At 48.0% G+C, this 19,310-nt stretch carries 16 protein-coding genes; 12 read left to right on the top strand and 4 right to left on the bottom strand.

Features of this window, described 5'->3' with window-relative positions; translation table 11 throughout:
- The first annotated feature begins 229 nt into the window (after positions 1–229).
- The 7 genes from ACO9K6_RS02740 to gyrA all read left to right on the top strand — a co-directional run bounded on the left by ACO9K6_RS02740 (position 230) and on the right by gyrA (position 10,968).
- Complete coding sequence (locus ACO9K6_RS02740) at positions 230–2,017, top strand: ABC transporter ATP-binding protein (protein WP_424766005.1); 1,788 nt, start codon at positions 230–232, stop codon at positions 2,015–2,017.
- Positions 2,017–3,840, top strand: a complete 1,824-nt coding sequence (locus tag ACO9K6_RS02735; protein ID WP_424766004.1) for an ABC transporter ATP-binding protein — start codon at positions 2,017–2,019, stop codon at positions 3,838–3,840. Before ACO9K6_RS02740 ends, ACO9K6_RS02735 begins: the two co-directional genes overlap by 1 nt.
- A 131-nt stretch (positions 3,841–3,971) precedes the next feature.
- Entirely contained in the window at positions 3,972–5,153 is a 1,182-nt protein-coding gene (purT, locus tag ACO9K6_RS02730) for a formate-dependent phosphoribosylglycinamide formyltransferase (protein WP_424766003.1), read from the top strand.
- A 528-nt stretch (positions 5,154–5,681) separates the two neighbouring features.
- Complete coding sequence (locus tag ACO9K6_RS02725; RefSeq protein ID WP_424766002.1) at positions 5,682–5,957, top strand: YqkE family protein; 276 nt, start codon at positions 5,682–5,684, stop codon at positions 5,955–5,957.
- 36 nt (positions 5,958–5,993) lie between these two features.
- Entirely contained in the window at positions 5,994–6,197 is a 204-nt protein-coding gene (locus ACO9K6_RS02720) for a hypothetical protein (RefSeq protein WP_424766001.1), read from the top strand.
- A gap of 324 nt (positions 6,198–6,521) precedes the next feature.
- The gene (gene parE / locus ACO9K6_RS02715; protein ID WP_424766000.1) at positions 6,522–8,492 is read left to right on the top strand and encodes a DNA topoisomerase IV subunit B; all 1,971 of its coding nucleotides are present in this window, start codon (positions 6,522–6,524) and stop codon (positions 8,490–8,492) included.
- A gap of 13 nt (positions 8,493–8,505) precedes the next feature.
- A complete protein-coding gene (gene gyrA, locus ACO9K6_RS02710; RefSeq protein ID WP_424765999.1) occupies positions 8,506–10,968 on the top strand; it encodes a DNA gyrase subunit A in 2,463 nt (820 codons plus the stop codon).
- Here gyrA and ACO9K6_RS02705 read toward each other — a convergent pair.
- Complete coding sequence (locus ACO9K6_RS02705; RefSeq protein WP_424765998.1) at positions 10,949–11,116, bottom strand: hypothetical protein; 168 nt, start codon at positions 11,114–11,116, stop codon at positions 10,949–10,951. The two genes, gyrA and ACO9K6_RS02705, sit on opposite strands and share 20 nt — an antisense overlap.
- A 203-nt stretch (positions 11,117–11,319) precedes the next feature.
- Here ACO9K6_RS02705 and ACO9K6_RS02700 point away from each other — a divergent pair, with 203 nt between their 5' ends.
- The gene (locus tag ACO9K6_RS02700) at positions 11,320–11,724 is read left to right on the top strand and encodes a MarR family winged helix-turn-helix transcriptional regulator (protein WP_424765997.1); all 405 of its coding nucleotides are present in this window, start codon (positions 11,320–11,322) and stop codon (positions 11,722–11,724) included.
- Between the two features lie 23 nt (positions 11,725–11,747).
- Here the strand turns inward: ACO9K6_RS02700 and ACO9K6_RS02695 are convergent, their stop codons facing one another.
- From ACO9K6_RS02695 to ACO9K6_RS02685, 3 genes are read right to left on the bottom strand one after another with little or no spacing between them, the layout of a single operon-like run.
- A complete protein-coding gene (locus ACO9K6_RS02695) occupies positions 11,748–12,989 on the bottom strand; it encodes a CapA family protein (protein ID WP_424765996.1) in 1,242 nt (413 codons plus the stop codon).
- A gap of 2 nt (positions 12,990–12,991) precedes the next feature.
- Positions 12,992–13,720, bottom strand: a complete 729-nt coding sequence (locus ACO9K6_RS02690; RefSeq protein ID WP_424765995.1) for an RluA family pseudouridine synthase — start codon at positions 13,718–13,720, stop codon at positions 12,992–12,994.
- Positions 13,720–14,586 carry a class I SAM-dependent methyltransferase gene (locus ACO9K6_RS02685; protein WP_424765994.1) on the bottom strand — a complete coding sequence of 289 codons (867 nt, stop codon included), beginning with the start codon at positions 14,584–14,586 and terminating at the stop codon, positions 13,720–13,722. The genes ACO9K6_RS02690 and ACO9K6_RS02685 overlap by 1 nt, the downstream gene beginning before the upstream one ends.
- A 229-nt stretch (positions 14,587–14,815) precedes the next feature.
- On the opposite strand from ACO9K6_RS02685, the gene ACO9K6_RS02680 reads away from it, so the two are divergent.
- The 4 genes from ACO9K6_RS02680 (at position 14,816) to ACO9K6_RS02665 (ending at position 19,065) form a co-directional block, all read left to right on the top strand.
- Positions 14,816–15,001, top strand: coding sequence for a hypothetical protein (locus ACO9K6_RS02680; protein ID WP_424765993.1), 186 nt, complete (start codon positions 14,816–14,818; stop codon positions 14,999–15,001).
- Positions 15,002–15,323: 322 nt separating this feature from the next.
- A complete protein-coding gene (locus tag ACO9K6_RS02675; RefSeq protein ID WP_424765992.1) occupies positions 15,324–16,463 on the top strand; it encodes a sugar ABC transporter substrate-binding protein in 1,140 nt (379 codons plus the stop codon).
- Between the two features lie 122 nt (positions 16,464–16,585).
- Positions 16,586–18,076: a sugar ABC transporter ATP-binding protein gene (locus ACO9K6_RS02670; RefSeq protein WP_424766234.1), complete on the top strand. Its 1,491-nt coding sequence runs from the start codon at positions 16,586–16,588 to the stop codon at positions 18,074–18,076.
- On the top strand, positions 18,073–19,065 hold the full coding sequence (locus ACO9K6_RS02665; protein ID WP_424765991.1) for an ABC transporter permease: 993 nt from the start codon (positions 18,073–18,075) through the stop codon (positions 19,063–19,065). Before ACO9K6_RS02670 ends, ACO9K6_RS02665 begins: the two co-directional genes overlap by 4 nt.
- Positions 19,066–19,310: the final 245 nt, after the last annotated feature.

Raw genomic sequence — 19,310 nt, 5'->3', positions numbered from 1 at the left:
TGCAAAAGCATTTTTTTATTTCTGTGTGTTTTTGTGCAAAAACTGAGCAATTGGCACATTTTTGTAATGATTTGAGACTATTTGAAAGGTTTAACGGCTCCTAATTTCCATATCGACACAATAAGCGTCTTCATCCACATATTCGCATAGTTATACTGTTTGCTACCATCTAACGATGCTGATAATATTCATTCAGGCTTATAAAATAGATACGGGGAGATGGATTTACTTGGACGTGTTAAGGCAGTTGAAAGCATTTTATTGGGAGGAACGAAAATTTTTGTTCTCCTCGATCTTGTGCTTAATGTGCGCGACAGCGCTCGGACTTGTCTATCCCAATTTACTGCGCTACTTGATTGATGATGTCATCGATCCACAGAAATTTGAACTGGTTCCGGCGCTTGCATTTACGGTTGTAGGAGTAGTCAGTTTTAAAGGCTTCATGCAGTTTTTACACGGTTTTTTCGGAGGACGGCTGGGCAACCGGGTTGCCTTTCATTTGCGTAATGCGCTATACGGGAAGCTGCAAACCTTGTCCTTTCAATACTATGACAAAGCAAAGACAGGCGATTTAATGTCCCGGCTTACTGCCGATCTCGAAGCAATCCGGAACTTTATCGGCTTCGGATTCGCGCAAATATTGAATATGGCGCTGATGGTCGTTTTCGGCGGCGCGATGATGCTCTCCATTCATTGGCAGCTCACGCTCATAACGCTTGTAACGATTCCGTTGCTGGGCTTCACAGCGATCCGCTTCGAACGTCATATCCATCCAGCCTTCCGTGAAATGCGTCAGGCGATGAGTAATTTGACGACGGCGGTGCAGGAGAATATTACTGGGGTACGCACGGTCAAATCCTTTGCCCGTGAGCCGCACGAAGTTACGAAATTTTCCGTGCGCAGCGAGGCCTACCAGACGAATCAGGTTGGAGCGGCAAAGATATGGGCAAAGTTTTTCCCTGTGATGGAGCTTGTCGCAAACTTAAGCGCTGTCATCCTTCTTGTAGCCGGCGGTATTCTTGTCATTAACGGTTCGCTTAAGCTCGGTGAATTCGTCGCCTTCTTCAGCTTGATCTGGTACATTATTGGCCCGATGTGGGGTCTAGGCTTCCATATTAATAACTACACGCAGTTCAAAGCCTCCGGTGAGAGGGTGCTCGGACTGCTGCACGAGCATGTTCATGTTAAAAATACGGAGCACGCGATTGAGGTTAGTAACGATTCAGTAAAAGGCCATGTGCGCTTTGACCATGTTACCTTCAGCTATCCGGACAAATCGCCAGCGGTAACCGATCTCGTTATTGATGCTCCTGCTGGCTCGGTTATCGGTTTTTTGGGTGCGACAGGCTCTGGAAAATCAACGATCATTCAGCTTCTCATGCGTGCCTATAATGTGAAGAAGGGAACAATCACACTCGATGGTATAGATATTCGCAATCTGGATGTGGAAAGTCTTCGCCGCTTGATTGCGCCGGTTTTCCAGGAAACATTCTTATTTTCTGCATCGATTCGCGATAACATTGCGTACGGGGTTCGGGATGTGACACCAGAGCAAATCGAATATGCGGCAAAGCTGGCAAAGGCGCATGACTTTATTATGGAGCTGCCGCTTGGGTACGATACGATTGTCGGTGAGCGGGGCATGGGGTTATCCGGAGGACAGAAGCAGCGGATCGCCATCGCGAGAGCGCTGATCAAAAATCCGCGCATTCTCATTTTGGACGATGCCACAAGCGCGGTTGACATGGAGACCGAGCATGAAATTCAAGCGGGCTTCAAGGAGCTGATGGCTGGCCGCACAACCTTTATCATTGCGCATAGAATTTCGTCACTGCGGCATGCCGATGAAATCATCGTACTTGACAAAGGCCATGTCGTGCAGCGGGGCAAACATGCGGAGTTAATTGCTCGGAATGGTCCATACCGCGACACATACAACATTCAATATGGTGATTATCCAATAGCTGACACGGATGCGGCTGTTGAAGCGATTGATCGGAAAGGAAGTACCGTCTAATGAGCGCGAGCAGCAAAGTCAAAGCAAGCAACAAAAACGAACGTTTCGTGTACCAAGACGATGAGCTCATTGAGAAGCCGTTTAACTGGTCGCAGCTTCGCCGATTGTTCACGTATATGAAACCGTATACGAAGCAGCTTATGCCCGTTATCTTCATGATGATACTAGGCACGCTTACCCGACTGGGGGTACCTGCTCTCGTTATTTTGGCAATCGATGAAGCCATAGCGCCTAAAAGCGGAGAAACGAGTATTTCTAAGCTCTTCATGTTCGCAGGCATGATGCTGATTTTATATGTGATCCAGTGGGCATCCAATACGTACCGTATTAAATATACGAACATCATCGGCCAGAAAGTTATCTATGACCTGAGGAATCATTTGTTCCAGCATATCCAGAAGCTTAGCTTTCGGTTCTATGACAAACGGCCTGCCGGCTCAGTGCTTGTCCGCGTGACCAATGATGTCAATGCGCTGCAGGACCTGTTCACGAACGGGGTCGTCAACCTGCTCATGGACTGCGTGCAGCTGTTCGGTATCGTCATTATATTACTTGTGTGGAACTTCAAGCTGGGGCTTGCGGTTATGATTACCGTGCCGCTTATGTTCCTTGTTTCGACTACGCTTCGCAAACGCATTCGTTATGCCTGGCAGGACGTTCGGATGAAGCAATCGCGGATTAACGCCCATTTGAATGAAAGCATTCAAGGGATGAAGGTGACCCAGGCTTATGTTCAGGAAAAAGACAATATGAGCTTCTTCAACCATATGAATTCGGACAATGTGAAATCCTGGAACAAAGCGTCGGCGCTCAATCAGGCCTTTGGTCCAGTCATTGAGGTCACCTCCGCAATCGGAACGTTTATCCTGTTCTGGTACGGCTCGCATCTCATTCAAACAGGGGCTATTACAGTCGGTTTGCTGGTTGGTTACGCCAATTATATCGGAAACTTCTGGGATCCGATCAACCGTCTCGGACAAATGTACTCCCAGCTGCTAATCGCGATGGCTTCGTCCGAGAGAATCTTCGAATTTATAGACGAAGAGCCAACCGTTGGCGAGTCTTCGAAAGCGAAGCCGCTGCCGCCAATTAAGGGGGCAGTAAAGTTTGATCAGATCGTCTTCGAATACGAGAAGGGCAGACCGGCACTCAAAGGCGTCACGATCGATGTCAAGGCAGGTCAGTCGATCGCTCTCGTCGGTCATACCGGCTCGGGAAAAAGTACGATCATCAATCTGCTTTGCCGGTTCTATGATCCGGTTGAGGGTCGTGTGCTGATCGACGGCATTGACATCCGGGATATCACGCTAGATAGCTTGCGCTCTCAGGTCGGGATCGTGCTTCAGGATACCTTTATTTTCGCAGGATCCATTCGCGACAACATCCGTTACGGACGACTGAATGCAACGGATGAGGAAGTGGTAAAGGCAGCGCAGGCCGTTAACGCGCATGATTTCATCATGAGCCTGCCAGATGGCTACGACACGCAGGTTGAGGAACGGGGCAACGTGCTTTCAATGGGCCAGCGTCAGCTGCTGTCATTTGCGCGCGCGCTCCTCGCCGATCCGCAAATTCTCATATTGGATGAAGCAACTGCTAGCATCGACACGGAAACCGAATTGAAAATCCAAGAGGCGCTCAGAATATTGCTTGCAGGCCGTACCTCCTTTATGATTGCGCACAGACTCTCGACAATCCGTCATGCCGATGAAATTATCGTGCTGGATCACGGGCAAATTGTAGAGCAGGGCAATCACGAGGCATTGATCGCGAAACGCGGCGTATACAATGGCTTAATCGAGGCGCAATATCGTTTTCTGTAGGACAAAAACAGAATAAAGGTTGATTTTTGTATAAGGAACCTCCACAATGGAAGTAAAAACGACCGGGTGTTACCCGTGCTGATAAGGTGCGGCTAACGGCTTGGCGTGCTTCCAGGAGGTTCTTTTTTGTTATGTATGGTTCACCGTTGTCATCGTATGCTAGAAAGTTATTGCTGCTGGGCTCAGGCGAGCTTGGGAAGGAAGTTATACTAGAGGCGCAGCGTTTGGGCGTCGAGACCATCGCGGTAGATCGCTATGATCATGCGCCGGCTATGCAGGTTGCGCATCGCAGCTACACAACCGATATGCTGGACGGTGCGGCTATTCGCCGTATTATTGAGCAAGAGCGGCCAGATTTCATCGTTCCCGAGATTGAAGCGATCGCGACTGAAACGCTGCTTGAACTGGAGAAAGAGGGGCATCGCGTGATTCCGACGGCCCGTGCGGCACGGCTTACGATGGACCGCGAAGGCATTCGCCGTTTGGCCGCGGAAACATTGGAGCTGCCGACCGCTCCATATCGCTTCGCGGATTCGTTGGATGAGCTGCGCCAAGCGACAGCCGAGCTTGGCTTTCCGTGTGTCATTAAGCCGATCATGAGCTCCTCAGGAAAAGGCCAAAGCGTTTGTCGTTCAGAGGCGGAGCTTGAGTCCTGCTGGAACTATGCAATGGAGGGCGGTCGCGCCAAGAAGCAGCGCATTATCGTAGAGGACTTCGTCACCTTTGAATCTGAAATCACGCTGCTCACAGTTAGATCCGTGTCCGGGACGAGCTATTGTCCGCCGATTGGACATGTTCAAAAGGATGGAGATTACATCGAATCGTGGCAGCCGCATGATATGACCGAGCAGCAGATCGCTCAGGCGGAAGACATCGCCCTGCGCATTACGGATGAGCTTGGGGGCTTTGGCATTTACGGTGTGGAGCTGTTTATTACGAAGGATGGCGTTCTCTTCAGCGAAGTATCCCCTCGCCCTCACGACACGGGCATGGTGACGATGGTGACACAGGATCTGTCCGAATTTGCTCTGCACGTTCGCGCGATTCTTGGTTTTCCTATTCCGACGATACGCCTCTTGACACCTGGGGCATCGCATACGCTCAAAGCGGATCGAGAGTCTGCAGCCTTCCGCATCGACGGCATTCAGGAAGCCTTGTCGGTTCCAAACACGCAGGTTCGCGTATTCGGTAAGCCTGAGACGAAGATTGGACGTCGTATGGCTGTAGCGCTTAGCAGCGCATCGGATGTGGAGCAAGCTAGAGACGCCGCAAGAACTGCGGCCGAATTGATGTATATCGCGTATGAAAGCTAAATCATTTTTTTATTTTTGCTTGAAATTCATGCAGGGCTGTCCAGACGAGGATAACACGACGGTGCTGGGCATTGCGTGTGTTTTGAAGCCGAAGGCTTTGCAGCCCTTTGGAGATTTGGGATCCCAGGTTACATAGTAATAGCTGCATTTCATGCAGTTGATACGCTCATTTTCACTCATGGATTCAACCTCGTTTGATTATGATTGTTGACTTTGAATGCTGTCGCCGTTAATTATAACGTAAGCAATAGGATCGTCCAAGGTTATTTGACTAATGGACGGTCTTTTTTTATTTCCACGTCATATAATATAACCTTATTTTTATGAATTTCAATAAATACCTACCATATATATGTCTCTTCCGAAGCCGTCCGGGATATAGCTCAGCAGCTTCAAAAGGATTTAAGCAGGCTCGTGCTTGCAAGGTGAAACGAAACAAGCTATTATATAAACCGCTGAATTCTATCGTGTATAATGAAGCATAGGGACATTTTAGACGAATTCATGAAAAAGCGGGTGAAATCTGATATGGGCAAAAAACATAAAAAGACGACGAAGCCAGCAGGCAAGCCGGCTCCAAAAAGCGAGGAAAGCAACGGGCTGTCGCTGAAGGATTTGCTTAGCGCCGATATGATCGGCAAGCTTAAAGCGCAGGCGGATGATTTGAAGCAGGCGGAAACGACTCGCAAGGAAGAGCACCGCAGGCAAGAGGAAGAGAAGCGGAAGCAGGAGCTTAAGCGTCTGGAAAATGATTTCGAATATTTATTAGAGAATAGCAATCAAAGCTGGTCGAAGTATAAATAATCCGCTGCATGGGGAATCAAGGGAGAGTAAGGCGAATTGACTGACATCTGGAATGTTGCCGGACCGCTGGTAGTTGCTGCGATTACGGCGATCGTACTGGGAGTTCTATGTATGTATCTTTTCTCAAAGATTAAAGACGACAGCAAGAAAGAGATGCTGCGGCCGCTGAACATTTATGTCATCTTATTTGGATTTTTAGCTTCGTTATTTATCGCTGCGGGCTTTTGGGGATATTATTAATCCTTAAGTAACTAACAATCTATTCAAAGTACCTTTACGAGCATCTTCGGGTGCTTTTTTCTTTTATCGCAGCGGAGGAGACGCATTCTTTTTTGTGGCCTGCGGCATAAGGAGCGTACGATTTGCAAAACATGGTACCATCTATCTTTTTTTTGCGGCGGAATGGGATTTTTTATGAAATATCATTTATATTTTCCCTTACGACGCTTGTGGTTCTGGGAATTGCCGCGCTGGCCGGCTTCTTAATTGTCTTTACGAAATAGAACAACTGCTTTAAAATAGCTTGAAGATACGTCAAACGTGCATACAGATTGGGGGGCACTCATGTCAGAGCAAATAGATCTCTTCGCAAATACAGCGGCTGCAGACCGGAATTACGAGGCCGATGATATACAAGTGCTTGAAGGCTTGACTGCCGTTCGCAAACGGCCAGGCATGTACATAGGAAGTACGAGCAGCTCAGGATTACATCATCTTGTTTGGGAAATTGTCGATAATGCAGTCGACGAGCATCTTGCTAAATTTTGTTCAGCCATAGATGTAACGCTTCACAAGAACGGCTCGGTAACCGTTCACGATAACGGACGGGGAATTCCGACGGGCATGCATAAGACAGGTATACCAACGCCTCAGGTCGTATTTACGATCCTGCATGCTGGGGGAAAGTTTGGCGGCGGAGGCTATAAGAAATCCGGCGGCCTGCATGGCGTAGGCGCATCGGTTACGAACGCGCTGTCGGAATGGCTTGAGGTGGAAATTTTCCGCGATGGCAAAATTCATAAGCAGCGGTTCGAGTACTGGGTAGACGATGCGGGCAAGGAGCATGTCGGAGAGCCTGTAAAAGGATTAGAGGTAATCGGGACATCGAACCGCACGGGTACAAAGGTTACGTTTAAGCCGGATGGACGCGTATTCCAGAACGGTACCTCGCTAAGCTATGATACGCTAGCCGAGCGTCTGCAGGAAATCGCTTTTTTGAATTCTGGACTAAAGGTTACCATTAAAGACGATCGAAGCGGCAAACAGGATGTGTTTCACTATGAAGGAGGAGCGCGTCAATTCGTACAGTTTCTGAATGAAGACAAAACGGTGCTGCATGATGTCATTCATTTCTCGGCGGAGCGCGATGAAATCGAGGTTGAGGTAGCGCTGCAGTATAACGATGGCTACACGGAAACGATCGCCTCATTCGTAAACTCAATTCCCACGCGCGGCGGAGGAACACATGAGACGGGCTTCAAGACTGCATATACTCGCGTTATGAATGATTATGCGCGAAAAACAGCGATGCTTAAGGAGAAAGACAAGAACCTTGAGGGCAATGATCTTCGCGAGGGCATGATGGTTGTTATTAATATCAAAATGTCCGAGGTCGAATTCGTCGGCCAAACGAAGGACCAACTTGGCAGCGCGTCGGCTAGAAGCGCGGTGGATGCGATTGTATCCGACAAAATGCAGGTTTTTCTGGAGGAAAATCCGCAGGTCGCGCAAATGCTGCTCAAGAAATCGTTGCAAGCCTCCAAAGCGCGCGAAGCCGCTCGCAAAGCTCGCGAGGAAATTCGCAGCGGCAAGAAGAAGAGCGAGAGTTCGAACCTGAACGGCAAGCTTACGCCTGCGCAGTCGAAGGACTATACGCGTACGGAGCTGTTTATTGTTGAAGGAGATTCCGCCGGCGGATCGGCTAAACAGGGCCGCGATTCTAAATATCAGGCGCTGCTGCCGCTAAAGGGCAAACCGATGAATCCGGAGAAGGCCAAGCTCGCCGATATTTTGAAAAATGACGAATATAAAGCTATCATCTCAGCCATTGGCGCAGGTGTTGGCTCTGAATTCGCTGCTGAGGAATGCAACTATAATAAAATCATTATTATGACGGACGCAGATACGGACGGCGCTCATATTCAAGTGCTGCTGCTTACTTTCTTTTACCGTTATATGAAGCCGTTAATTGATCTGGGCCGTGTATATATAGCACAGCCTCCGCTATATAAAATCACCCGCAAATCAGGCAAGCTGGAGACGATTCGCTATGCCTGGACTGACGAGCAGCTGCAAAATTACTTGAAGGAATATGGGAAAAACTATGAGCTTCAGCGTTATAAAGGTCTTGGCGAGATGAACCCGGATCAGCTATGGGAGACAACGATGGACCCGGAGAAGCGCACGCTGCTTCAGGTGCAAATTGAGGATGCGGCTAAGGCTGAGCGCAGAGTGTCTACGCTTATGGGGGATAAGGTTGATCCGCGAAAACGCTGGATTGTGGAAAATGTCGATTTTATGGAATATGAGGAATAGGGGGAACTGACGCATGAGTATGCTGGAACAATTTTTGCCGGCGTTTCTGGAAGAGGTCGTCGGTGACCGCTTCGGGCGCTATTCGAAATATATTATTCAGGATCGGGCCATTCCGGACGTTCGTGACGGCTTGAAGCCGGTACAGCGTCGTATTCTATATGCGATGTACGATTCAGGCAATACGCCGGACAAGCAGTACCGCAAATCGGCCAAAACGGTCGGCGACGTGATGGGCAACTATCATCCGCACGGCGATTCCTCGATTTATGAGGGAATGGTGCGCATGGCTCAGCCATGGAAAATGGGACATCCGCTCGTGGATGGTCATGGCAACTGGGGCTCGCAGGATGATGACCCGGCAGCAGCCATGCGTTATACGGAGGCGCGTCTATCCGCAATTGCAATGGAGCTGCTTCGGGATATCGAGAAAAGAACCGTACTATTCAAAGACAATTTTGATAATACGACGAAGGAACCGGTTGTGCTGCCGTCGCGGTATCCCAATCTGCTCGTTAATGGGACCAGCGGTATCTCTGCCGGCTTTGCCACGGAAATACCTCCGCATAACCTGCGTGAGGTCATAGACGCCTGTATCGCGCTTATGGGCAACCCAGAGGCACCGCTTGAAGAGCTCATGAAGCTTGTGAAGGGTCCAGACTTCCCGACGGGCGGAATCATTATGGGCGATGAAGGCATTAGAGATGCCTACGTAACCGGCAAAGGGCGTATTTATCTGCGTGCGAAGACAGCTATCGAGGAGCTTCGCGGCGGCAAGCAGCAGCTTGTCATTACAGAAATCCCTTATCAGGTTGTCAAGTCACGTCTAGTTACGGCAATTGAGAACATTCGTCTTGAGAAGAAGGTTGAAGGCATTGCCGAGGTTCGGGATGAGAGCGGCCGCAATGGACTGCGCATCGTTGTCGAGTTCAAGAAGGATGCGGATGCGCAAGGCATTCTAGCGTACTTCTTCAAGAAGACGGATTTGCAGGTCGCCTATAACTTCAATATGGTGGCGATTGTGAACAAAACGCCAATGCAGCTTGGATTGAAGCAGATTTTAGCTGCTTATATTGAGCATCAGAAGGAAGTTGTGACGTTCCGTACACAGTTTGATCTGGAGAAGGCGGAAGACCGGGCACACGTGGTTGAAGGTCTCGTTAAAGCGCTCAATATTTTGGATGAGGTCATTGCGGCCATTAAAGCCTCCAAAAATCGTGCCGATGCGCAAGACAATCTTATTGCGAAGTTTGGCTTCACCGCGCGTCAAGCGGATGCAATCTTAACGCTGCAGCTGTATCGTTTGACGAATCTGGAAATCACGACGCTGGAGAAGGAGCTCAAGGAGGCGCTTAAGAAAATTGCCTATTTGAAATCTATTTTGGCGAGCGAGAAGAAGTTGTTGGGCGTAATTAACGATGAGCTTATAGAGATTCGCAATAAGTACGGCATTGATCGCCGTTCTGATCTCCGCGGGGAAATTGAGGAGCTTAAGGTTAATCTCGAAGTGCTGGTTACAGCTGAGGACGTGCTGGTAACTCTCAGCCAAGACGGTTATGTGAAGCGTACGAGCATGCTTTCCTTTACAAGATCTGGTGGTGAGCGGCAGAGCTCAGGAGTGAAGGAAGGCGATTTCATTCGCGAGCTGTTTGAGGTCAATACGATTGACAACCTGCTGCTCTTTACCCGCAAAGGACAATATTATTTGTTGCCTGTCCATCAAATTCCAGAGTTTAAGTGGAAGGAAACGGGTACGGCAATCGTTAATGTTGTGCCGATTCCGAAAGATGATTCGATCGTCAGCGTCATACCGGTCAAGGATATTTCTGCATCGGCAGCATCGCTTGTATTTGTAACCAAGCGAGGGCAGGTGAAGCGGACGGAGCTCAAGGAATATGCTACGACCCGTTCAACGGCGGTTGCCGCTTGTAAGGTTGCCGATGGGGATGAAGTCATTCGCGTCGCGCTTAGTGATGGGACCAAGCAGATTTTATTGGTGACCAAGCAAGGCATGAGTATCCGGTTCGCGGAGTTCGAGGTTAATGCAATGGGTAGAGTAGCGACCGGAGTCAGAGGGATACAGCTCAAGGATGGAGACGAGGTTGCCGCAGTGGAATGGGTAGCTGATGATGAGGGTGAGTTGCTCGTCATAACAGACATAGGATATGCGAAGCGTTCGCTTCTGCTCGATTACCCGATTCAAGGAAGGGGCGGAAAAGGCGTTCAAACCTTCGAATTCAAGGAAGGCAAGCGAGTCAGATCCAACGGAGCTTGGCTTGCTGCCGCCTACTATTGTAAGGATGCGAAGGAAATAACAGCCATCACAGCCTCTGGCGTGAAGCTGTCAAGCGACTCTGAGAAGGCGCCAATCGAGGACCGTAAGTCGACTGGCAAATTAATCTTCCAAGTGGACAAAAATGATACGATCATCCATACGATCGCTCGTTCTAAGACGGATATTAATCAAAAGGTCGATTAGGAGGATCGAATCGCTCGATTACTTCCAATAAGGCCTCAAGCATGACCCACAATGGCACCGGTTCATCCGGACGTTCCAGCCATTGTGGGTCTTTTATTAACCCATAGCTTTTTATTTTTTGGATGATTTCGATTTTTCGTGTGTCCATCAGGATCACGCTCCTTAATCGCTTAGCATAATCAAACATTATGCTGGGCACTCGCCTCATTGTATGTCTAAAGCTGTCGGAATGTTCATAAAAGCATCGATTAATAGCGCAAATTATTAATTGTGTTAATCTTTTTTTCGACAATAAAGACTGGTATAATAGGAATCGAATAGGCGAATATGACAGGGAGCGAGTGTGAGGGCATGTTATCTGATGAATTTACAAGATTGTGGACGAAGCTTTCGCGTGAATGGAAAAATAACTTGGAGCAATCGTTGGCTCCATTGACAGAAGGGCAATTAAAGGTGCTGGAGCTGTTATTGCTGCATCAGCCGATGAAGCCGTCAGATTTACTTCAGTATTTGGAGACTACACCCGCTGCGATTACGACACTGTTAGACCGTATGGAGCGTAATGAGCTGATTGAGCGTACCAGGGATAACAATGATCGAAGAATCGTATGGGTGTCCGTCTCGGAGAAGGGTAGAACCGAGGCTGAACGCGGCTCAGCGATAAGGACCGAAATGATCGAACAATCGCTGGACCGCATTTCCTCGCATAATCAACAACTGCTAGTATATTTGCTGGGAAAGGTTGCCAATATTTAAAGCAAGTTTCACGTTTACGTACCTTATTTTAAAGAATCGAGCCGATTGCGCAGCAGCTCGTAGTTCGTTCTTAAAACATCGTAGTCGGCTTGTGTCAATAAGGTGTCTGATGAAGAAGCAATCGTTGCTTCAATAGGCAGTATACGGTACCTGTAAGATTGATCAGGCTTGTAACGATGAACCCATGTCGGTACTGCTTCAATTTCTGTTAAATCTACCGACCCATCCTTCCAATTTTTACGAATGCTAACCTTGAAGATAACTCCGTAATCCTTCGTATCTCCCCGCTGATTGGATAAGAAATTTCCCATAGAATAAATAATAAGTCCTTTTTTGACATGCCCGTTTTCATCGATTTTTTCAATGACCTCATACGGCTGCACGACATGCGGATGGGACCCCGCAATAATGTCAGCTCCAGCTGCAATTAAAGCTCTGGCCAGACGTTTTTGCTCTTCGTTAGGCAACGGTTGATATTCGGTTCCAAAATGCAGGGAGACCATAATAAAATCCGCGCCGGCTTCTCTAAGCCGCTTTATGTCCTCTTTTATTTTCTTTTCATCAATGAGGGAGACTAAATAAGGTTTACCTGCAGGAACGGGAATGCCGTTCGTTCCATACGTATAAGCAAGCAGTCCCATTGCGATTCCGTTCTTTTCGATCAGCAGCGGGGTATCTGCTTCTTTCTGGGATGCTGCAGTTCCCGCGGTTGGCAAGTCTAATGCCTTAAGGTTTTCAAGCGTTCGCAGCAGTCCGTTTTCCCCTTTGTCCAGCGAATGATTATTCGCATTGGTAATAAGGTTGAAGCCTGCAGCCTTCAATGCTTCTGCAAGCTCGACCGGCGCATTAAACTGCGGGTAACCGGAATAGCCAAATTCTATCCCCGCGATTGGCGTTTCAAGATTCGCAATCACCCAATCTCCTTGTTCCAGCAGCGGCTTAACCTCTGTGAAAACCGAGTTGAAGTTATACCTGCCCGTTGCTTGATCATAGGAGCCTGGAAGCTGAGGCATGTGCATCATAATATCACCGACTGCCATCCACACCGCATCCGAGTACACAGGCTCAGGAGGAGCTGTGGAAGGCTCAATCACGGCAGGAGAGGTGGACGCTTGTGCTTGTTCTTCTGTCAGCAATGCAGGAGTCGCATCTGGCGCATAAGAAGTCAGATCGTTCCGCCAAGGCAGGAGGTAGATGATAAATAATCCGATTACGCTTAGTAGCAATAAAATCAATTGCAGCCTTCTCTGCTTTGTTCGTTGCATCTCTAAGTCGAGCCTCCCGATTGATTGATGAGCATCGTTGAGGCGAACTTGAGCTGCTCATCCGTCCACCAGGTCCAAGCATCAGATCCGCTAGGAATAGAGTGGAAGCTCATCTTTTCCTTCGTGATGGGATGAGGGACGGTTACGGAGGTTGACCATAGGGCGATATCCGATATGCCGGCGGTTTTGCTTGCGCCATATTTGAGATCCCCGACAAGCGGACAACCGATATGTGATAATTGCGCTCTTATTTGATGGGGTCTTCCTGTATGCAGACGTACGGCAATTAATGAAAATCGACCGGTTGTCGCTGCGACCACGTAGTCTAAAATTGCCTCTTTAGCTTCAGAGGTTGGTTTGTCAAAAACCGTAACTTGATTATGCTTGCTGTCTTTGCGAATATAGTGTGTAAGCTTTGCCTGCGGCTCGGCCGGTTTTCCCTGCACGACACATATATATGTTTTTTCAAAAAGACGATTGCGCACCGATTCAGATAGTCTTGATGCGGATTTTGACGTTTTGGCAAATACCATAACGCCGCCTACGGTGCGGTCTAGACGATGGACAAGGCCGAGAAACACGTTTCCCGGCTTGTTATGGCGTTCCTTCAAGTCCTGCTTCAGCAGCGTAAGCATATCCGGATCGCCTGTATCATCCTCTTGTGAGAGGATGCCGGGAGGCTTTACGACTGCCAGCACATGATTATCCTCAAACAAAACAGGTAAAGACATTACTTCGACTCCCAACGCCCCAAAATGCCGCAGGGAAGATTCAGTCTTGATTTGGTAATCGGCAGGCCAATCTCGCCGCAGTTGATTTCACCGCCATACTTCTCATTCATCGTCATATGCAGCAGATTGTGCAGGACGGAAGGCGACAGGCCTGTCGTATAGGAGTTAATCAATAAAAATAATGGATTGTCGGATAGAATGGTCGTGCAGGTCTGCAAAAACGGGAATAAATTTTCTTCCAGCTTCCAAGTTTCACCGCTTGGCCCGCGTCCATATGACGGAGGATCCATAATGATCGCATCATACTGCTTGCCGCGGCGCTGCTCGCGCTGCACGAACTTGAACACATCGTCTGTAATATAACGAATAGGCGCGGATTCCAATCCGGACAGCTGCGCATTTTCTTTGGCCCACTGGACCATCCCTTTGGAGGCATCCACGTGACAGACCTCTGCGCCGGCAGCAGCGGCAGCAACGGTTGCGCCACCTGAGTAGGCAAACAGATTTAAGACACGAATCGGCCGGCCGGCAGACCTGATCTTATCCATCATCCAGCTCCAGTTCACCGCCTGCTCAGGGAATAAACCGGTATGCTTGAAATTGGTCGGTTTAATATGAAAGTTGAGCTCGCCGTAGGAGATCGTCCAGCGCTCCGGCAAAGTCGGATTGATTTGCCATTGGCCGCCGCCTGAACTGCTGCGGTGATAATGGCCATCGGCTTTTTTCCACAATTCGGTTTCATTTGTTATCGGCCAAATAATTTGAGGATCCGGACGGCGCAGGGTGTATTTGCCCCAGCGCTCCAGCTTGTCTCCATCTCCTGTATCAATTACCTCGTAATCAAGCCATTTATCTGCTATGTACATGTCTCTCGTAACCCTTCCTTGTCTCTGTTTTTGTAATATAATAATGTCATCGATAATTATATCGAAGCGAACAGCTTGAAGCAATGAAACAGGGGGAGGAAGCCGGGTTTATTTTCATGTACATTGCATAACGGATATAATTGCAGGCTATGCGTCAAGTCTGGCTCTTATTAGTGTAATCATGTTCATGAAATACTCATTAAAGATAAGCTAGAGGAGAGATATGGAAATGATGAGCTTTGAATGTGAATGCGGCAACAAAACGGTTATGTTTGCAACAGGCGATCGCGATGAGAACGGGAGAGAGTTTATCGAAATCGAGGATGATGAGCGGCTTACGTTTACGATCGGGGAAAAAAGTGTGCTGTTTCGCTGCTCCTTTTGCGGGTATACGTATCGCTTAGAGCAATTTTGAATTTAGAAAGTTTTTTGCAGGGATGATATTGAAATACTTCTCCTCTCGGAGTATGATAAACGTAAGTTTAAGTTGTAAGTACAAGTGGCTTTATAGGTACATCCTTTATGGAGGATTATACGTATGATCTCGAGTCCGGCAATGAGCTTGTGCTTGTTATATATCGTATTCGTTAATTTTCGCAAGAAGGACTGCTCTAAGCTTCTGCTTAGGCGGTTTTTTTGTTTGGTCTCTTTTATTTTTATATTGACGTTGGAATTAATATCCTATAGGATTACTTATGTTAATTATTATTTCTTTATATATAAGGAGAGAAGACAGAATGAGTATTAGAAATTTCCGTACCGCGTTTGTCCTGCTCATGGCGATTGCCATTGTTGCAACGGGCTGTGGACAAACCAGCAGCAGTAACACAAACAGCGGAAGCGGTGCAACGGCTGCGAATTCGCCTGTAGTCGAAGGAATTGAGAACCTTCCGGCGGCGATTGCCGACAAGGATGAAATTAAATTAATGGTCATCCGTAAAATCGGCGGCGATGATCATACCGCACAATTTTTGGCTGGTGCTAAGCAAGAGGGCGAATCGCTAGGCTTTAAGGTAGATACGTTCTCCGCAAACGGAGACACGGCAAAGTTCCATGATGCAATCGCACAAGCGACAGATGGCGGCTATGACGGCGTTGTCATCTCACATGGTGATGACCCTGCAACGGTTGACGCTGTACAGAAGCTGAAGGATAAAGGCATTCCGGTTGTCGCTTTTGACTCCGTTGGCGAGCTTGCTGAGATTGAAGGTGTCACCTTGACGTCGCAGGACGATGAAGCGCTTGCGAAATATGCGCTTGATCAGCTTGTGGAAGAGCAGGCCGCGGAAGCAAATATCGTATACCTGTGGGTAGATGGCTTCCCAGCGATGGTTCGCCGCAATACGGTGTATCAGGAAACACTTGCGAATAATCCAGGCATCAAGGAAATCGAACGCTTCGGCGTAGCGAATGCCACTACTTCGGTTGAGACGCAAAATGCAGTTGCTGCGATGCTGACGAAACATCCCAAAGGAGAGATTGACGCGATATTCGCTACTTGGGATGCTTTTGCAATCGGTGCTGCAAGAGCGCTGATTGAAGCGGGACGTACGGAGATCAAAATTTACGGTATCGATGTATCGAATGCCGATCTGCAAATCATGCAAGAAGAAAACAGCCCATGGGTAGCTACAGCGGCTGTTGATCCTAAGATGATCGGTGCAGTTAACGTAAGGCTGCTTGCTAAGAAAATCGCTGGCGAAGAAACGCCTTCTACGTATAATCTGGAGGCTGCACTTATAAGTCAGGAAATTTTGAAAACTTCGACCCAGCCTGTCAACATGGTTACTCTTGCTGATATTATCCCAGGATGGGGTACTACGGATGCGTTCGAAGAAGATTGGATGAAAGCTTTGAAGTCTTCTAACGACAAGTAAGCATTAATTGATGTTATAATAGTATCAATCTAGGCGCTCTTCTCTGCATAGAGAAGGGCGCTCTATCCTGTTTGGAGAGGAAGGTGCGATTGTTGCAGGACTCAAGGGAAAGCTGGCTGGATATGAAACGGATTTCAATCGCCTTTCCAGGGGTAAAGGCACTGACCGAGGTTGATTTCCATAGCGTTGCCGGAAGAGCTCACGCCCTAGTCGGAGCAAACGGGGCAGGGAAGTCTACTCTGATGAAGGTGCTTGCAGGCGCTTATGATCATTATACCGGCAGCATCAACATTGATGGGGAAGAGGTACATATCCGAACCCCAAAGGAAGCGAAGGACAACGGTATTCAAATCGTCTATCAGGAGGTAGACACCGCGCTAATTTCCAATTTGACAGTGGGAGAAAATATCATGCTGGAGCAAATGGTGCATGATATGAGCGGTCGTCACCTTATTCGCTGGAAGGAGCTTCACCGATCGGCACAATCCATTCTTGACCGCATGAATGTAAAAGTCCCTACGAGAAAGCTAGTACAGGAACTGACGCTAGCCGAGAAGCAAATGGTGCTAATTGCACGCGCTGTTTCCAAGCAATGTCGCTTTCTCATTCTGGACGAGCCGACTGCTCCGCTTAGCCAAAGTGAAACGGAGCAACTATTCCAATTAGTGCGCTTTTTAAAATCAGAAGGAGTAGGCATCATCTTTATTTCTCATCGTCTTCCCGAGCTTTACGAGATTTGTGAAGATATCACCATTATGAGAGACGGGCAGCTCGTCATTCGTGATGAAATTGCGAATATCGATCAGCACAAGATTGTTGAATATATGCTTGGCACAAAGATGGATGGGCAGTTTCCCGATATGAAGCGGACAATTGGCGATAAATGGTTTGAAGCCAAAGGGATTCGCGATGACGACAAGGTGGAAAATGTGGATCTGTACATACGAAAAGGTGAGATTGTAGGTATCGCAGGCCTAGTAGGTGCGGGTAAAACAGAGCTGTGCCGCGCATTGTTTGGCGCCTCTCCAACGGCTAAGGGTGACATCTATTTGCAGGGACGCAAGCTGAGCATAAAATCGCCGCATGAAGCTGTGCGCAGCGGTCTCGCTTTAGTGCCGGAGGAAAGGCGCCGGGAGGGTATATTTGTACAGGAGTCGGTATCAGTCAATTTAAGTGTTGCTAGTCTATCGCGCTTTACAAGACTGGGGACATGGCTAAGCGCAGTGAAGGAAAAAGCTGCTGCTAATGATATCATCCGCAGCCTCGGCATTAAGACGCCTGATGAGCAAGCGAAGGTAAAAAATCTTTCTGGCGGCAATCAGCAGAAAATTGCGATCGGCAAGTGGCTGTTGGTGGACGCGGATGTATACATATTCGATGAGCCGACCAAAGGGGTTGATGTCGGCGCGAAGCGGGATATTTATAAGCTCGTTGCCGCGCTTGCAGACCGTGGGAAATGCATTTTGTACGCTTCGAGCGAAATGTCGGAAATCATCGGCATAACGGATAGGGTGTACGTGATGTATGACGGCGGCGTCATCAAGGAGCTGCACACGCAAGACAGCAGTGAGGAAGAGATTTTGCTTTATAGTACTGGAGGCTTGTTAACATGAATACTGCCGAACCGATTCGGAAGAAAAAATCTTTTCTTTTATTCGATTTTTTGTACAAATACGGTACGCTTATTACGATTCTGCTTCTCATTGCCGTGTTCGGCACAATGACAGATAATTTTCTGAGCGGAACGAATGTCATTAATATTTTACGTTCTATTTCAATCGTTACGATTATTGCAATTGGTCTGACCGTGTCCCTAACCGTTGGCGGCTTTGACTTATCGGTCGGATCAACTGCTTCTCTTGCAAATGCATTAGTCATTTCGATGTTCGTCTGGCACGAGCATAGCTTCGGACTAGGTATTTTCATTACGATTGCATTTTGTCTTGCAGTTGGTTTGATAAACGCATTCCTGGTTATAAACTTCAAGATTCAGGATATGCTGATGACGCTGGCGACGATGTTCATTTTTCAAGGCGTGGCACTTACCTACACAAGAGGTGCGACGATCTCTCAAAATATGATTTTGCCTAATGGCGACTTCGCAACTGGTCAAATTCCGGACATATTTGGGAAGCTCGGGCAGGTGCCCTGGATCATCATTATTATGCTCGTAATCGTCGTGGCGGTTCATCTGTTCCTCTCCTATACGAAGCATGGCCGTTATATGTACATGATTGGCGGCAACCAAGAGGCAGCGAAGCTATCAGGCATCGCAGTAAGCAAGTATCGGTTAATCGCTTATCTTGTTTCAGCCTTATTCGCGGCTATCGGCGGAATTGTGCTTGGGGCACGGGTGATGAACGCAGAGGTCAATGCGGGCGGTCCTTATTTAATGGATGCGGTAGCGGCTGCGTTCATCGGTTATTCTGTTCTTGGAGCAGGAAAGCCGAATGCATTTGGAACGTTTGCGGGCGCAGTGCTGATCGGAATTCTATCCAATGGACTGATCATGCTGTCTGTTCCTTATTATGCGATGGACATCGTGAAGGGCGCGGTGCTGGCATTAGCGCTTGCTATTACTTATTACAAAAGAAAACATTAGCATAGCCAGACTGTCGATCCGATCGGCAGTCTTTTTGGTTTTCACCTCTGAAATGGTATTCTATTTTTGCTTTTTAGGTTGGAGCTTTGTGCAAACGAATGCACATCCGAAAGAGAATAGCTGCAGTTGTCTCTCTCATGAATTTTTTAATTACTTTTCTAAGCATCGTAATGCTGGTAACTGCCTTAGGTTTAGGATCTTATACCTTATCAAAGAGAGTGATTATGGATAAGGTATCATACGAA

This window comes from Paenibacillus praedii, assembly GCF_049725345.1.
Taxonomy (GTDB): Bacteria; Bacillota; Bacilli; order Paenibacillales; family Paenibacillaceae; genus Pristimantibacillus.
The sequence above is the reverse complement of the archived record's forward strand: the minus strand, read 5'-3'. Positions and strand labels throughout refer to the sequence as shown.

Excerpts from the sequence above, each read along its gene's own strand:
- ACO9K6_RS02735 (WP_424766004.1), top strand. The coding sequence starts at position 2,017 with ATGAGCGCGAGCAGCAAAGTCAAAGCAAGCAACAAAAACGAACGTTTC.
- purT (WP_424766003.1), top strand. The coding sequence starts at position 3,972 with ATGTATGGTTCACCGTTGTCATCGTATGCTAGAAAGTTATTGCTGCTG.
- ACO9K6_RS02725 (WP_424766002.1), top strand. The coding sequence starts at position 5,682 with ATGGGCAAAAAACATAAAAAGACGACGAAGCCAGCAGGCAAGCCGGCT.
- parE (WP_424766000.1), top strand. The coding sequence starts at position 6,522 with ATGTCAGAGCAAATAGATCTCTTCGCAAATACAGCGGCTGCAGACCGG.
- gyrA (WP_424765999.1), top strand. The coding sequence starts at position 8,506 with ATGAGTATGCTGGAACAATTTTTGCCGGCGTTTCTGGAAGAGGTCGTC.
- ACO9K6_RS02705 (WP_424765998.1), bottom strand. The coding sequence starts at position 11,116 with ATGGACACACGAAAAATCGAAATCATCCAAAAAATAAAAAGCTATGGG.
- ACO9K6_RS02700 (WP_424765997.1), top strand. The coding sequence starts at position 11,320 with ATGTTATCTGATGAATTTACAAGATTGTGGACGAAGCTTTCGCGTGAA.
- ACO9K6_RS02695 (WP_424765996.1), bottom strand. The coding sequence starts at position 12,989 with ATGCAACGAACAAAGCAGAGAAGGCTGCAATTGATTTTATTGCTACTA.
- ACO9K6_RS02690 (WP_424765995.1), bottom strand. The coding sequence starts at position 13,720 with ATGTCTTTACCTGTTTTGTTTGAGGATAATCATGTGCTGGCAGTCGTA.
- ACO9K6_RS02685 (WP_424765994.1), bottom strand. The coding sequence starts at position 14,586 with ATGTACATAGCAGATAAATGGCTTGATTACGAGGTAATTGATACAGGA.
- ACO9K6_RS02680 (WP_424765993.1), top strand. The coding sequence starts at position 14,816 with ATGATGAGCTTTGAATGTGAATGCGGCAACAAAACGGTTATGTTTGCA.
- ACO9K6_RS02675 (WP_424765992.1), top strand. The coding sequence starts at position 15,324 with ATGAGTATTAGAAATTTCCGTACCGCGTTTGTCCTGCTCATGGCGATT.
- ACO9K6_RS02670 (WP_424766234.1), top strand. The coding sequence starts at position 16,586 with ATGAAACGGATTTCAATCGCCTTTCCAGGGGTAAAGGCACTGACCGAG.
- ACO9K6_RS02665 (WP_424765991.1), top strand. The coding sequence starts at position 18,073 with ATGAATACTGCCGAACCGATTCGGAAGAAAAAATCTTTTCTTTTATTC.